The 14,494-nt window shown below is 71.1% G+C and carries 12 protein-coding genes; 2 read left to right on the forward strand and 10 right to left on the reverse strand.

Annotation, left to right across the window (positions count from 1 at the left end; all coding sequences use genetic code 11):
* Nucleotides 1-48: 48 nt before the first annotated feature.
* From OG707_RS32245 to OG707_RS32270, 6 genes are read right to left on the reverse strand one after another with little or no spacing between them, the layout of a single operon-like run.
* Complete coding sequence (locus OG707_RS32245; protein WP_329124611.1) at nt 49-1,527, reverse strand: hydrogenase large subunit; 1,479 nt, start codon at nt 1,525-1,527, stop codon at nt 49-51.
* Between the two features lie 4 nt (nt 1,528-1,531).
* Nucleotides 1,532-3,157 (reverse strand): proton-conducting transporter transmembrane domain-containing protein, encoded by a 1,626-nt coding sequence (locus tag OG707_RS32250; RefSeq protein ID WP_329124613.1) that lies wholly within the window; start codon nt 3,155-3,157, stop codon nt 1,532-1,534.
* The gene (locus OG707_RS32255) at nt 3,157-3,828 is read right to left on the reverse strand and encodes a hypothetical protein (RefSeq protein WP_329124615.1); all 672 of its coding nucleotides are present in this window, start codon (nt 3,826-3,828) and stop codon (nt 3,157-3,159) included. The genes OG707_RS32250 and OG707_RS32255 overlap by 1 nt, the downstream gene beginning before the upstream one ends.
* Nucleotides 3,825-4,778 carry a respiratory chain complex I subunit 1 family protein gene (locus OG707_RS32260; protein ID WP_329124616.1) on the reverse strand — a complete coding sequence of 318 codons (954 nt, stop codon included), beginning with the start codon at nt 4,776-4,778 and terminating at the stop codon, nt 3,825-3,827. The genes OG707_RS32255 and OG707_RS32260 overlap by 4 nt, the downstream gene beginning before the upstream one ends.
* A complete protein-coding gene (locus OG707_RS32265; RefSeq protein ID WP_329124618.1) occupies nt 4,775-6,706 on the reverse strand; it encodes a proton-conducting transporter transmembrane domain-containing protein in 1,932 nt (643 codons plus the stop codon). The genes OG707_RS32260 and OG707_RS32265 overlap by 4 nt, the downstream gene beginning before the upstream one ends.
* Entirely contained in the window at nt 6,703-7,176 is a 474-nt protein-coding gene (locus OG707_RS32270; protein ID WP_329124620.1) for an NADH-quinone oxidoreductase subunit B family protein, read from the reverse strand. Before OG707_RS32270 ends, OG707_RS32265 begins: the two co-directional genes overlap by 4 nt.
* Before the next feature lie 304 nt (nt 7,177-7,480).
* Here OG707_RS32270 and lepB point away from each other — a divergent pair, with 304 nt between their 5' ends.
* Together lepB and OG707_RS32280 are read left to right on the forward strand one after the other, a co-directional pair.
* Nucleotides 7,481-7,999, forward strand: coding sequence for a signal peptidase I (lepB, locus tag OG707_RS32275; RefSeq protein WP_443071425.1), 519 nt, complete (start codon nt 7,481-7,483; stop codon nt 7,997-7,999).
* Between the two features lie 78 nt (nt 8,000-8,077).
* A complete protein-coding gene (locus OG707_RS32280; RefSeq protein WP_329124624.1) occupies nt 8,078-10,378 on the forward strand; it encodes an ATP-binding protein in 2,301 nt (766 codons plus the stop codon).
* On the opposite strand, the gene OG707_RS32285 is transcribed toward OG707_RS32280, so the two are convergent.
* The 4 genes from OG707_RS32285 to OG707_RS32300 are packed head-to-tail and all read right to left on the reverse strand — an operon-like array spanning nt 10,375 to nt 14,493.
* On the reverse strand, nt 10,375-11,109 hold the full coding sequence (locus tag OG707_RS32285) for a GAF and ANTAR domain-containing protein (RefSeq protein ID WP_329124626.1): 735 nt from the start codon (nt 11,107-11,109) through the stop codon (nt 10,375-10,377). The two genes, OG707_RS32280 and OG707_RS32285, sit on opposite strands and share 4 nt — an antisense overlap.
* A 36-nt stretch (nt 11,110-11,145) precedes the next feature.
* Complete coding sequence (locus tag OG707_RS32290; protein WP_329124627.1) at nt 11,146-12,006, reverse strand: GAF and ANTAR domain-containing protein; 861 nt, start codon at nt 12,004-12,006, stop codon at nt 11,146-11,148.
* Nucleotides 12,007-12,031: 25 nt separating this feature from the next.
* Nucleotides 12,032-13,897 carry a CheR family methyltransferase gene (locus OG707_RS32295; protein ID WP_329124629.1) on the reverse strand — a complete coding sequence of 622 codons (1,866 nt, stop codon included), beginning with the start codon at nt 13,895-13,897 and terminating at the stop codon, nt 12,032-12,034.
* Nucleotides 13,897-14,493: a chemotaxis protein CheB gene (locus OG707_RS32300; protein ID WP_329124631.1), complete on the reverse strand. Its 597-nt coding sequence runs from the start codon at nt 14,491-14,493 to the stop codon at nt 13,897-13,899. The genes OG707_RS32295 and OG707_RS32300 overlap by 1 nt, the downstream gene beginning before the upstream one ends.
* Nucleotide 14,494: the final 1 nt, after the last annotated feature.

Genomic DNA, 14,494 nt, shown 5'->3' on the forward strand with positions numbered 1-14,494 from the left:
ACCATCTTGTGTGGTCATCACGCGGGCAGGACACCGAATAACCGGTCCTCAGAGGTCGTTGCCCGCGTACGACAAGTTGAAGCTCTTGTTGGTGAGGGGGAAGTCCGGGACGATCGTGTCCGCCAACGCCACTGGTAGTGCCGGCCAGTTGAAGAAGGACGGGTCCACCACCTTCACCCGTGAAAGGTGGTTGTCGTCCGGGGTCAGTTCCACCCGTGTGGTGATCGTGCCTCGCCAGCCCTCGACGATTCCCACGCCCGAGCCCCTGCGGTGCTGGCCCGGGAGTTGTGGTGTTGTCATCGGGTGCAGGTCCGCCGACAGGGTGGCGATCAGGGCCAGGGACGTGTCGATCTCCTGCGTACGGATCAGGAAGCGTGCCAGGACGTCTCCCGTCGTCTGTACGGGTACCGATGACGGGCAGCCCGCGTCCGTGAAGGGGTGCGCGATCCTGGCGTCCGCCGCCATACCGCTCGCCCTCGCCACGTAGCCGAGGCAGCCCAGGTCCCTCGCCGCCTCGGCGCTCAGCGTCGCCGTTCCCGTGAAGCGGTCGCGGACCGTTGCGTGGTTCAGGGCGAGGGTCGTGATCTCGCGGATGTCCTTTCCGATCGCCGCCAGGGTCACCGGGTTGGGGATGGTGTGGAGCGTTGCGCCTCCCGGGTGCACTCCGCCCCGTAGCAGGCGGTGGCCCGTCGTCGTTTCGTTGAGGCGCAGGAGTGTCTCTCTGATGCGCTGTGCCTGGGAGTTGAGGATCGAGTGGCCCACGTCGTTGCAGAGCATGCCGAGGTCGGCCACGTGGTTGTGCAGGCGTTCCAGTTCCAGGAGGAGGGATCTGGCGCGCGCCGATTCTTCCGTTACGGGGATCCCTGCCGCCTCCTCCACCGCCAGGCAGTACGCCAGGGCGTGGCCCACCGCCGTGTCTCCGCTGATCCGTTCGGAGAGGGGAAGGCCGCGGGCCAGGGAGCGGCCCTCGAAGAGCTTCTCGATTCCCTTGTGGACGAACCACAGGCGCGCCTTGAGCTTGATGATCGTCTCGCCCACCACCGAGAAGCGGAAGTGGCCCGGCTCGATCAGGCCCGCGTGCACCGGGCCCACCGGGATCTCGTAGACCCCGTCGCCCTCCACCGCCAGGAAGGGGTACGGGCCCTCCTGTTCGCCGAAGGGCGGTGCGGACCCCGCGTCGGGGTGCATCGGGTACCAGCCGCGCGGCCAGTGGAAGTGGCGTACCAGGCGGTGGGGGAGCGGGTGGTCGAGCGGGGCGATGCCGTGCAGGTCGCGCATCTCGCGCTCGAACCGGCCCGCGGGGAAGGAGAGATGGGCGATGGAGGGGATGACGGGTGCGTCCGGGTCCAGGTGGACGTGGAGTTCCGTGCGCGTGTCCGGCGGGCCCGCCGTGAAGAGGTACACCACCCGCACACCCGGACTGTCGTGATGCGCCGCCACCAGGGCCAGGCGGTGGCCCGCATCCAGCAACTTGGCCGCATGGGACGGGAGTTCCGACGGAGTCAGGTCCGTGATCGTACGCGTCATGATGTCAGTGACCTCCGGTGATGACATGCGCGGCCGCCGTCAGGAGCGCCTGCAGCGGTTGTACGGACAGACCCAGCGCCGCGCACAGCAGCAGGCCGGCGGCCAACGGCACCCCCGCCGCCACGCCCAGCCGCAACGGAGGCGGCGCATCCCCCGGTGCCGGGCCCAGCAGCATCCGCGCCGTACGGAAACCCATCGCCGCGAACGCGGTCAGGGCGAACAGCAGCGCGACCGCCACCGCCCAGCCGTACGGCGACCCGAAACCTGCCCGGATCAGGGCCAGTTCGGAGGCGAACAGCGCGAACGGGGGCAGGCCCAGCAGTGCCAGCACCGCCAGTCCCAGCGCCGCACCCGGACCCGGCGCCGTCGCCAGCAGGCCCCGCACCCGCCCGATCCGCGACGTCCCCCGCAACTGCAGCACCTGGCCCGACGCGCAGAACGCCACCGTCTTCGCCAGACCGTGCCCCGCGATGTGCAGCAGCACCGCCGCCACCGCGAGTGGAGAGCCGATCGCCGCGCCCAGCGCGATCAGGCTCATGTGCTCCATGGAGGAGTACGCCAGCATGCGTTTGTAGTCGCGCTGGGCCAGCAGCACCCCCGCCGCCAACGCCAGCGTGAGCAGGGCTACGGCGATCAGCAGGCCCCGTACGAAACCCGCGCCGAACACCCCGTCCGCGATCACCTTGTAGCGCAGCACCGCCACGAACGACACGGCGAGCAGCACCCCCGACATCAGCGCGGAGACCGGCGCCGGCGCCTGGCTGTGGGCGTCCGGGAGCCAGGCGTGCAGCGGTACGAGGCCCGCCTTCGCCCCGTAGCCGAGGACGACGAGGGCGATCCCGAGGCGGGTCACCGCCGGGTCGAGGGCATCCGCGTGCGCCACCAGGACCGGCCAGTCCAGGGCCTGGGTCTCGGAGATCCCTGCCTGGCGGGCCGCGTAGTAGAGGAGAACCGTGCCGAGGAAGGCGAGGGCGATCCCGGCCGAGCAGATCACCACGTACTTCCATGCTGCCTCGATGGAGGTGCGGGTGCGGCGCAGGCCCACCAGGAAGGCCGTGACGACCGTCGTCGCCTCGATCGCCACCCACAACACCCCTAGATTTCCTGCCAGTACGGCCAGACACATCGCGGCGAGGAAGGCGTGCACGAGGAGGTGATAGCGGTGCGCGGTGCGGTCGACCGCACGGCCCGCGAGCCGTTCGCCCGCGAGGTACGAGGGACCTGCCGCGACCGCGAGCGCCGCCACCGCGCCCACCACGAGCAGCATCCACACGGTCAGGGCGTCGGCGCGCAGCACACCGTCGAGGATTTGCACCGGACCGTCGTACGGAACCGAGCCCGCCAGCACCGCCCCGCAGAGCAGGATCGCGGCGGGGGAGAGCAGCCCGGCCCAGCCCTTGGCGCGGACCGGCAGCACGGCAGGGGGAGCGGCCGGGGCGAGGTGTTCCAGTGGCGGCCGGGTCGGCAACGACCCGCCCACCACGGCCGGTTCGGCCACCGGGGCCCGGCGGGCCGTGGGGATCTCGGCGGGCGCCGGTGTGCGGGTGCGGAGGGCCGCCAGTGCGTACGTGCCGGAGACCAGCACAGGCACACCGACCGGTGCCGCCAGCAAAAGGGGGACAGGGACCATCAGTCGTGCAGCTCCCGCAGGTCGTCGATGTCGGTGGTGCCGAACGCGACACGCATCCGGGTCGTGAGGATGTGCAGGACCAGCACGGCGAGCAACAGGTCGAAGGAGACGCCCAGTTCGACGATCAACGGCACTCCCGACGCGGCCAGGAACGCCGTCGCCGTGATCCCGTTGTCGAGCAGCAGGAAGCCGATCACCTGGGCTGGGGCGTGCCGCCGCGTCGCCAGGACGAAGAAGCCGATCAGGACCACGGCCAGGCCGACCGGAAGCGCGCGCGTCGCCGGGGTCGGGTCCAGGGCTACGAGCGGCCGGGCGACCGCGTACGCGAGCAGCGTCAGCGCCGCCGCCGTCAGCAGGGAGGCCGCGACATTGACCACCGGGCGGGTCTCGTCGTCCTCCGTGCCGGCCAGTGCGCGCCGCATCAGATACGGGAGGACGCCCGCCCGCAGCGCTCCGATGCCGACCGCGACCGAGAGCAGGTCCCAGCGCTGTTCGTGCACGCCGAGCAGGGCGGCCAGCGCGGCGAGCGCGACACCCTGGAGGGCGAAGGTCCGTACGATCGACGTCAGTTGGCGCCGCCAGAGGACCATGACCGCGGCCAGCAGGAACGCCCCGCAGGCCAGGTCGAGCAGCCGGGTATAGAGGGATTCGTCGATCATGTTGGCGGTCACGCTCCGCTCAGGAAGTAGGAGGCGCTGACCGCGAGCAGCGCGAGCAGGAAGGATCCGGCGAGGAGCTCGGGGACCCGGAAGAGCCGGACCTTGGCCCAGAAGACCTCGGCGGCCGCGAGCGCCGCACCGAGTGCGGCGACCTTCACCACCAGGAGGAGGAGCCCCACCCCCGCCGCGGCCGCCGAGGCGGTCGTGGCGACGCCCCAGGGCGCGAACAGCGTCACCAGGAGTCCCAGCAGCACCGTCAGCCGCATCTGCGCGCCGAGTTCCACCAGCCCGAGGTCGGGGCCTGCGTACTCCAGGACCATCGCCTCGTGAACCATCGTCAGTTCCAGATGAGTTGACGGGTTGTCGACCGGCAGACGCCCCGTCTCGGCGAGCACGGCCACCGCCAGCGCCGCGATCGCGAGCAGCCCCGCAGGGGAGGCGAGCCGGTCGGGGTCGGTGACCTCGCCGGCCACGATCGTGGCGAGGTTGGTCGACCCGGCGGGCATCGACAGGGCGAACACCGACAGCAGGATGGTCGGCTCGACCAGAGCCGCGATCGTCATCTCGCGCGAGGCCCCCATCCCGCCGAACGCCGTACCGGAGTCGAGCCCCGCCAGCGCGAGCGCGACCGTGCCCAGCACGAGAAGCGCCACCACCAGGATCAGATCGGCGCTCCCGCTGACCGGCGTCGCGGCCGAGGCGAGCGGCACCAGCGCGGCGACGACGGCCGTGGTCGCGACCAGCAGCAGCGGGGCCACCCGGAAGGCGGGGCCCGTGCCGACCGCGGTGACCGGCTCCTTGCGGAGCAACTTCCGCAGATCGCGCCAGGGTTGTACGACACCGGGCCCGGCCCTGCCCTCCAGCCGGGCCCGCACTTGTCGCATCAGCCCGGTGAGCAGCGGTGCGCCCCCGACGACCACGGCCACCTGGGCGGCCACCACCACGATCCCCGTCGCGTTCACCAGCCCACCGCCAGGACCACCAGCAGCGAGACCAGCCCGAAGAAGCCGTAGCCCAGATACAGATGGACACTGCCGGTGGCCAGCCGCCGGGCAGCCCGCCCCGTACGCTCCAATGTCTCCAACACCGGCCGGTACAGCCGGTGTTCAATGCGGTCCGGCACCCGCCGCCGGAAGCGGATGCGCTCCACCAGATACGCGGACTCCGACACCGCCGTCTCCTCCACGTCCTGTTCCGGGGCGAGCACCTGGTCGAAGACCCGCTGCAGCGGTTCGGCGAACGAGGTCGCCGTGTACGCCATGGACGGTGTGGGCGCGCCCCCGCCGCAGTCCCAGACTCTGGCTCTCGTACGACGCCGACGCCGCGCCAGCACCCGTACGGCCCCCGCGGTCACCACCAGCGCGGCCGCGACGGCGAACGCGACGACCACCGGCGAGAGGTGGGCCCCGATCGCCTCCAGCCGCACGTCCACGCCGCCCCCGTCCAGCGGACCCCCGGCCGCCGTCCCCGCCACACCCACCGCCCGGTCCAGCCCGCCCCCCAACACCCCAGGCGCCAGCGCGAGCCCCACACAAGCGGCCCCGAAGAGCCCCATCCCGGCGAGCGCAAAAGGCGGCGCCTCCACGGCGGCCACCGCCCCCGCCCCACGAGCCCTGGCGAAGAAGCCGACCCCCAGCGCCTTGACGAACACGGCGGCCGCCAGCCCGGCCGACAGCGCGATCACGGCAACGGCGAGCGGCAGCACGATGGCGGCTGCGATGCCCGGCACCGCGAACCCATGGATCAGCGCCTGAAGCAGCAGCCACTCACTCACGAACCCGTTGCCGGGCGGCAGTGCGACGGCCCCCAACGCGGCCAGCGCGAACAGCCCCGCGGTCACGGGCATCCGGGCCCGCAGCCCACCCAGCGCGTCCAGATCCCGCACCCCGCCCGAAGCCCGCACCACAGCCCCCGCAGCGCAGAACAACAGCCCCTTGAAGGCAGCGTGGTTGACCACATGAAGCAGCGCAGCGGCCAGCGCGAGCCCCGCCAGCTGCCGGTCCCCGGCGGCCGCGAAGAGCCCGGCCGCACCGACCCCCAGCAGCACGAGCCCCATGTTCTCGGTCGACGAGTACGCAAGCAGCCTCTTCAGATCCGAGGCCATGGCAGCCTGCAGAATCCCGTACACAGCAGACACCCCGGCAGCCGCGACGACCAGCAGCCACCACCACACAGGCCCACCGCCCAGGAGGTCGAAGCCGACGCGCACCAGCCCGTAGACGCCCATGTTCACCATGGCCGCGCTCATCAGCGCCGACACGGGCCCCGGCGCCTCCCCGTACGCGCGCGGCAGCCAGCCGTGCAGCGGCACAAGCCCCGACTTCGACATGCAGGCGGCCGCGACCAGCACGAACACAACGCCCCGCACCGCCCCCGGCATCGCACCCGCCCCGGCCCGCAGCGCCGCGAAACTCTCGCCGCCCGCACGCGAGGCGAAGAGCGCGAGCCCCGCGAGCAGCAGCACAAACCCCAGCTGTGTCATGACCGCGTACCAGACCCCGGCCTCCCGAACCGCGCGCGGCCGCTCACGGTGCTCGGTGATGACCAGGAGCAGCGAGGTCAGCGCCATCAGCTCCCACAGCAGCAGGAACGACGACACGGAGGCGGCGGCGGGCACCAGCACCAGAGCGACCGCGAAGCCGGGCAGGGCGGCGGATGTCCCCGCCCACCCGATGCCGTACACGGCGACCGCAAGGACGACCGCCCCCGAGACGGCCATGAAGAGACCGCCCAGCGGGTCCAGCGCCAGCCGCACCCCGCCCAGCGGCAGCAGCCAGGGGACGTCCGCCGACCACACGCCCCCGCCCAGCGCCGTGGCCCCGCCGACCAGCCCCGCCGCGCCGACGGCCGCCGTGACGGTCGAGCAGAGTGCGGATCCGAGGCGGCTCACCGGCCGGTCACGGAACGCAGCGCCGCCACGATCTCCTCGGGCCGGGGCGGACACCCCGGCACGGCGAGATCCACGTCCACCACATCGGCGACCGCGCCCTCGACGCCGTACCCCCCGGAGAACTCCCCGCAGCCGATCGCGCAGTCCCCGATCGCGATGACAGCACGCGGCTCGGGCATCGCCTCGACGGTGCGGCGCAGGGGTACGGCCATGTTCCGCGTCACGGGGCCGGTCACCAGGGCCACGTCCGCGTGCCGCGGGGAGGCGACGAGCCGGGCCCCGTACCGCTCGGCGTCGTACACAGGACCGAAAGCGGCCGCGATCTCGATCTCGCACCCGTTGCAGGACCCGGCGTCCACACAGCGCACCTGGACCGACCCGGCGAAGTCGGGGAAATCGCCGGCGGGCGGGCGCGGCGGGGCGGGCTCGGCCACCCGCCCCGTGGAACGGATCTTGCGCAGGAGATTCATGTCCGGCACAACCGTCCGGGCGGCCGGAGGAGTTACGCGGCTTGCCGGAGTCCACAACATTACTTGGCGGTGTTTTGACCTCACTGTCCGTGATCGCCGCGCCGATTGCTGTGCCGATTGCCGGAAGGGGATAAGCGCTTAGAGCCCCTTTATGCGCTCCCCGCTTATTCTCCGGCAGACAGAAAACGACACCATCCACAGGGGAGGTCCGGAAATGCTGCGCAAGTCACCTGCGAAAACGCGCAAGACGCGCAAGACGCGCAGAAGATGGCCGTGGTACGTCGAGATACCGGTCCTCGTCCTCATGACGATTGTGCTTTCGCTCACGGTCAGGGCCTGCCTCTTCCAGGTGTTCACCGTTCCTTCGGGCTCCATGGAGAACACCCTGGGAATAGGCGACCGCATTGCCGTCAACAAATTGACCCCGCTCTTCGGCTGGGAACCCTCGCAGGGCGATGTGGTGGTCTTCAAGGATCCCGGCGGCTGGCTCCCTTCCGGCGAGGGCGACTATCTCGTCAAGCGCGTCGTCGCCACCGGCGGCGACACCGTCCAGTGCACGGGTACGACCATGAAGGTCAACGGCACCGCGCTCGACGAGTCCGCGTATCTGTACCCCGGCGACAACTCCTGCTCCGGATACGGCGACTTCGGCCCGGTCACCGTCCCCCAGGGCGACGTCTGGGTCGAGGGCGACCACCGCGGCGACTCCGCGGATTCCCGCTACCACCAGACGGGTACGGACAAGGGTGCGGTCCCGGTCTCCGACGTGGTGGGTCCCGCCGAAGCGGTCATCTGGCCGCTCGACGAACTGAGTTGGCTTTAGCGACCATCAACTTTCGCGGCGCATCAGCCCGTACGCTGGTAACCGCGACATGTACGGCGGCGGACCGCGGGGAGCGACATGGCACTTGGGGCACTGGGCTACAGCAGGCGCACCGGCGACCTTCCCGCCGAGGTGACCGGTTTCGTGGGCCGCTCGGCCGAACTCGCCCAGGTGCGCGAACTGGTCGTCCAGCACCGGCTCGTCACCCTCGTCGGCCCCGGCGGGGTCGGCAAGAGCCGCCTCGCGCTGCGCACCGCACTCGCCCTCAAGGGTGAATACGTCGACGGGGTCGTCCTCGTCGAACTCTCCGCCCTGCACGACCCCGAGCTGCTCCCGCACACCATCGCGAACGCCCTCGGCCTGCCCGAGCAGTCCGGCAGGCCGCTGCTCGACACCGTCATCGAACACCTCCAGGAGCGCCGCCTGCTCTTGGTCCTCGACACCTGCGAACACCTCCTCGACGCCTGCGCCCTCCTCGCCGACCTCCTCCTGCGCGAGGCCCCCGGCGTCACCGTCCTGGCCACCAGCCGCCAGCCGCTCGACGTCCCCGGCGAGCACACCCTGGGCATCCAGCCGCTCCAACAGGCCGACGCCGAGGCCCTGTTCGCCCAGCGCGCGGCCGCCGTCGTCCCCGGCTTCACCGTCGACGCCGCCAACCGCGCCGACGTCCTGGCGCTCTGCCGCCGCCTCGACGGCATCCCGCTCGCCATCGAGCTCGCAACCGTACGACTGCGGGCGATCCCCCTCGACCAGCTGACCGCCCGCCTGGAGCACCGCTTCCGCGTGCTGACCGGCGGCCGCCGCAGCGCGGCCCTCCCGCGCCACCAGACGCTCCGTACGGCCATCGACTGGAGCCACGAGCTCTGCTCCGCCGAGGAACGCCTCCTGTGGGCCAGGCTCTCCGTCTTCGCGGGCTCCTTCGACCTGACGGCCGTCGAGGAGGTCTGCTCCGGGGAAGGCCTGCCGCGCGACGAGATCATCGAGCACCTCATCGGGCTCGTCGACAAATCCGTCGTCCTGCGTGACAGCGAGGACGGCTCGCACTACCGGCTCCTGGACACCATCAGGGAGTACGGATCAGACCAGTGCGTGGCGATCGACGGCGAGCAGGAGCGCTGCCGGCGGCTGCACCGGGACCACTTCCTGGCCCGTGCCGTGTACTTCCAGGAGATGATCCTCACCGCCGAACAGGTGCCGCTCTACTGGCAGTTGACCCGTGACGTCGCCGACCTCCGCAGCGCGCTCGACTACTCCCTCTCCCAGGCCGACGGCATCAGGCCCGCCCTGGTGATGGCCTCGTGCCTCTGGCCGCTCTGGGTCACCGCCGGGCTCTCCAAGGAGGGCCGCTACTGGCTCGCCAAGGGCCTCGACGCCGAACGCGAGGACTGCGAGGAACGCTCGGCGGGGCTGTTGTGGAGCAGCCTCATCGCCCTCACCCAGGGCGATCTGGATCCGGCGCTCGCGGGCTTCGAGGAGACCTGCCGCGTGGCCGTGAAGGCCGGTGCGGAGAGCGACTTCGCGCTGGCCACCGGGTACATCGGGGGTGTGCGCTGGCTGTTCGGCGAGACCGGTACGGGCCGGACGATGCTGGCCGACTCCCTCGACCTCCTCGTCCGCCTCGGCGACCGCCGCGGCCAGATCATCCACCACTACCAGAAGTCGTACCTGCACGCGCTCCTGCGCGAGTCGGACTCCGCGTTCACCGAGGCCGCGAAGGCGCGGCGGCTCCTCGGCGAGGACACCGGCGAATGCCTGATCACCGGCCAGATCCTCATCTTCGAGGCCATGGCCGCCTGGAGCCGCGGCGAGCCGGCCGAGTGCATCAGGCTGGCCCGCACGGGCCTCGCCACGAGCCGCGAGGTCCGCGAACTCTTCGGCGCCGCCAACAGCCTCGAACTCATGGCCTGGTGCGCCGCCGAGCTGGGCCGCCCGAGCACCGCGGCCTGGATGCTGGGCGCGGCCGGGGCGCTCTGGCGCCACGTCGGATCCCCGATGGTGGGCGTCGCGATGTACCTGGACGACCACACCCGAATCGAGACGGCCGTACGGACCGAACTCGGCGATCAGGAGTACGCCCGCCTCCTCGCCCAGGGAGCCGAACTCCCCCTGGACCGCGCGGTGGAGCTCGCACTCGCCGGCGCCGACAGCCCGACGACGGCCCTGCCCCAGACCTCGGACACCGCGTCCGCCGACAACCTCACCCGCCGCGAGCGCGAGGTCGCCGCCCTGATCGCGCAGGGCATGACCAACCGGGAGATCGCCGAACGGCTCGTCATCTCCAAACGCACGGCCGACGCCCACGTCGAACACATCCTGGCCAAGCTGGGCTTCTCCTCGCGCGCGCAGATCGCAGCGCTGGCCGAGGGGAACGCTGCCTAGCCCTTGGACTTCTCGGGCTCCCCGGGCCGCAGCCGCCCCTCCACCACATCCAGCGCCACTTCGGCGAGCTTGGTCCGGTGCGAGCGCGCGTAGCCCCGCAGTACGTCGAAGGCCTGGTCCACGGAGAGCGTCAGCCGGGTCGCCAGGACACCTTTGGCCTGCTCGATGACGATCCTGCTGCTCAGCGCCTGCTCCAGCTGGGCGCTGAGGACCTTGCTCGCGGTCAGCTCGCGCTCCCGCAGCAGCGCGATGGTCGCGGCATCGGCCAGCGACTGGCCGAGGGCCAGAGCGCCCGGGTCCAGCGGATTGCGGCTGTTGCGGAACAGTACGAGCGCGCCGACGGTCTCCTCGAGCAGCCGCAACGGGAGCGCCACGACCCGGGCGCAGCCCAGCGCGCGGGCCCTCGGCGTGTACTGCGGCCAGCGCTGCTGCGCCGGCAGCCCGTCCAGCGCGGTCTCGGGAAGGACGCCGGTGCGCACGCAGTCGTACGCGGGCCCCTCCTTCCAGCCTGCGGCCGCCAACTCCAGCTCGGCCACCCGTGGATCGGAGGCACCGGCCTGCACGGCCCCGTGCACCCCGTCGGCGAACACCGCGCCCGCCGCGTCGATACCGAGCAGTTCGACGCTGCGTTCCGTGAGGACGGCGAGGAAGTGCGCGAGATCGTGCGTGGGGCCCAGGCTGCCGGCCAGCGCCACAAACGTGTTGGCCAGCCGTTGGTCCGGCGTGGACATGGAACGTCCCCTCAGTGCGGTTGAGTGCGGTTGAGGTCAGTTGAGCTTGAGGTCGCCGGACACGATCTGCCCGGCGACGGCTTCCGGTGATTCCCCGGTCGCAAAGGCGTGTGCCCTGATAATGGCCGTCGCATCGTCCACGGGGCAGTGGAGTTGCTCGGAGAGCATGCCGGCCGCCTGGTGGACCACCACCCGCAGATCCGTCCCGCCGTACAGCCCCGGTTCGGCGTCGGGCCCCAGCAGCACCCCGTCCGCCAGGGCGTCCGCGACCCCGGTGAGGACCCCCGACTCGGCCAGACCGGGCTGCGGGTCGAAGACGGTGAGTGCCCCGATGCACCCCGCCGCCGTGGAGAGCGGTACGGCGACGACGGAGCCCATGCCCAGCGCGGCGAGCCCCGCCCCGTAACCGGGCCACAGCTCGTCGACGGCGGGCCCCGATGCGGAGACCGGGCGGCGTCCGCGCGTCGCATCGGTGGCGGGTCCCACCCCGAGTACGTACTCCAAGTCCTGTGCCGTACGCGAGAATTGGTCCGACGCCGCGATCGAGAGCTGGCGGAGGTCGGGCCCCACCAGGGTGAGTGCGGCGCTGCGCGTGCCGCAGGCTTCGGCGACCCCGGCCATGAACAGCGGGCGCGCACCGCGGTGCGCGAGCCAGTCGGTCAGCCGGCGGGCGTAGGCCTCCTGGAGGCGGGCCGCGGCGCGATGGCGTTCCTCCACGCCGCGGTGCGTCCGCGCCATGGTGGTGTGGATCTCCCGGCCGGTTTCCGCGGCCAGGCGCTCGTGCCGCTCGGCCAGCGACTTCTCCCGCGCCGCGCGTTCCATCGCACGCACCACGTGCAGCCATGCGGCGCCCGCCTGTCCGGCGCCGGGTTCCGAAGTACCGCCCGCTACGGCCATGTTGAGAGCATATGCCCCGAGCGGGTCAGGCGTTGGTTTTGTTCGAAGTGTCCTCCATGAGCAGGACGACACCCCCGTTGTGGCCGTCGAACGGCGAACAGATCACGGCACAGTCGATGCTCCGGCCGATGCGGTTCACGGCGGGGACGCTGACCGGGCCCTCCCGCTTCCCGGAGGCGATGCACTGCTGGATCATCTCCCGCAGCCCCCCGGTGGGAAGCCCGAAGTCCAGCGCGAAGAACTGCTCGTCGAGAACCTCCTCGGAACGCAGCCCCCACAGCTCGACCGTGCCCCGGTTCCAGCTCTTGACCCTCATCTCGGCGGACAGCACGACCACACCGGCGGCGATGCTGTTCACCACGCCCTCCAGGAAGGCCCTGGCTTCGTCGAGATCGGCGGTGCGCAGCCGCATCTCGTCGTTCATGGTCTCCAGTTCCTCATGACCGGACTGGAGTTCCTCGTTGGTGGTCTCCAGTTCTTCGTTGGTCGACTGGAGTTCCTCGTTGGTCGTCTCCAGCTCCTCGATGCTGGACTGGAGTTCCTCGTTGGTGGTCTCCAACTCCTCATTGGTCGACTGGAGTTCCTCGTACGCGGTCTCCAGGTCTTCCCGCACGCGTTTGACCTCCGCCTTGAGCTGAGTCGCCATCGTGACGTCGGTGAAGGTGACGCTGGTGGCGACGGGCAGACCAGGGCCGTGGGAGATGGGCTGGATGAGGATGTCGAAGTACTGCACCTCGTCGACCAGATGGCGCTCCACGCCGTTGACCCGCAGGGTCCGGCGCCCGTGCGTCGCCTGGTCGATCAGTGAGCGCAGCTCGGTGGGCCGGTAGGAGATCTCCAGGTCCTGGAAGGGGCGGCCCACGTCGCCCGTGGTGAGGCCGAACCGGGCCCGCGCCTGGCTGTTGATCATCACCACGACGCCCTCCGCGTCCATGGCGATCGTGGCGTTGGGCGCCGCGTCGAGGAGCAGATCGTGCAGCTGGCGGGAGCGGGTGACGGCTTTCGCCTGCGGGCCCGCACCGGCTCGGACCTTCACCGGAGACGCGGGGTGCGGCAGTCCGTTCGTACCGGGCCGGCGCTTGAAGACGCGCTGGCGGATGCTGACCGGCTCGAACCGCTCGCCGTCGTTCAGCAGCATCTCCGCCTTGCCGAGGAAGAGAAACCCGCCCTCGCGCAGGGCGAAGTGGAAGCGGTCGACGATGTGCGTCTGCGCCTCCACGTTGAAGTACATCAGGGTGTTGCGGCAGACCAGCAGGTCGAGCCGGGAGATGGGGGCGTCGCGGGTGATGTCGTGCCGGCCGAAGATCACCTTGCGGCGCAGGTCGCCGCGGAAGAGGAACTTGGCGCCGCTCTGGTCGAAGTACTTCTCGCGCAGCTCCGCCGGGAGCGGTTCGAGGGACTTCGCCGAGTACAGCCCCGAGCGGGCGTCGCGCAGCGCCTCCTCGTCCACATCGGTGGCGTAGATCTTGACCCGGCGCAGGAACTCCTCGGTCCCCAGCGCCTCCGCGAACATGATGGCCAGCGAGAACGCCTCCTCGCCGCTGGAGCAGCCCGCGCTCCACACCCGGATCTCGTCCTCGGGCGCCACCTCCGCGATCACGTGCGGCACCGCCTCGCGCTGCAGCAGGTCCCAGGCGTCGGGGTCGCGGAAGACGGAAGTGACGTTGATCAGGATCGTGTTGAAGAGCGCACGGAACTCCTCCGCGTCGGTCTCCAGCCGGTCGCGGTAGTCCGTGAAGCCCTGCGCTCCGGCGTCGTTCATCCGCTTGCGGATGCGCCGGCCCAGCGTGGAGCGCTTGTACCCGGTGAAGTCGAAGCCCCGCGCATCCCTGATGAAGGCGAGCAGCTCCTCAAGGCCCTGCTCCGTCCCGGTACCGGCCGGCTCGTTCATTACTGCCTCTTGGTCTCTACAAGTCCGCGGATCGTTGCCGCGATTTCCTCAAGAGGTAGCACGAAGTCGACGGCTCCGGTGGCCACGGCGGCCTCCGGCATCCCCTTGAACTCCGCTGTCAGCGGATCCTGGGCGATGACGGTCCCGCCGTACGACTTCACCGTGTCGACGCCCTTCGCGCCGTCGACGCCCGTACCGGTGAGGACGCAGGCGATGGCGCGCGGCCCGTACGAGGCGGCCACCGACTCGAAGAGGAGGTCCGCCGAGGGGCGTACGAAGTGGACGGGGGCGCTGTGCGTCAGGGACAGGAGCCCGTCGGAGGTGATGAGCAGATGGTGGTCGGGGGGCGCGATGTAGACGGTGCCCGCCTCGGCCGGCTCGCGGTCCTCCGCCAGCTTGACGGGGAGCGCGGATCGGCGGGTGAGGACCTCGGCGATGAAGGTCCGGTGGTGCCGGTCGAGGTGCTGGACGACCAGAACCGGCATCGGCAGGTCGTCGTCGAGGCCGCCCAGCAACGCCTGGAGCCCGCGGATGCCCCCGGCCGAGGACGCCACGGCGACGATCGCGTACTGCTCCTGCGTGTGCTGTTCAGACATC

The organism is Streptomyces sp. NBC_01465 (assembly GCF_036227325.1).
Lineage (GTDB): Bacteria > Actinomycetota > Actinomycetes > Streptomycetales > Streptomycetaceae > Streptomyces.

Excerpts from the sequence above, each read along its gene's own strand:
- OG707_RS32300 (WP_329124631.1), bottom strand. The coding sequence starts at position 14,493 with ATGTCTGAACAGCACACGCAGGAGCAGTACGCGATCGTCGCCGTGGCG.
- OG707_RS32280 (WP_329124624.1), top strand. The coding sequence starts at position 8,078 with ATGGCACTTGGGGCACTGGGCTACAGCAGGCGCACCGGCGACCTTCCC.
- OG707_RS32245 (WP_329124611.1), bottom strand. The coding sequence starts at position 1,527 with ATGACGCGTACGATCACGGACCTGACTCCGTCGGAACTCCCGTCCCAT.
- OG707_RS32285 (WP_329124626.1), bottom strand. The coding sequence starts at position 11,109 with ATGTCCACGCCGGACCAACGGCTGGCCAACACGTTTGTGGCGCTGGCC.
- OG707_RS32290 (WP_329124627.1), bottom strand. The coding sequence starts at position 12,006 with ATGGCCGTAGCGGGCGGTACTTCGGAACCCGGCGCCGGACAGGCGGGC.
- OG707_RS32295 (WP_329124629.1), bottom strand. The coding sequence starts at position 13,897 with ATGAACGAGCCGGCCGGTACCGGGACGGAGCAGGGCCTTGAGGAGCTG.
- lepB (WP_443071425.1), top strand. The coding sequence starts at position 7,481 with ATGACGATTGTGCTTTCGCTCACGGTCAGGGCCTGCCTCTTCCAGGTG.
- OG707_RS32270 (WP_329124620.1), bottom strand. The coding sequence starts at position 7,176 with ATGAATCTCCTGCGCAAGATCCGTTCCACGGGGCGGGTGGCCGAGCCC.
- OG707_RS32250 (WP_329124613.1), bottom strand. The coding sequence starts at position 3,157 with ATGGTCCCTGTCCCCCTTTTGCTGGCGGCACCGGTCGGTGTGCCTGTG.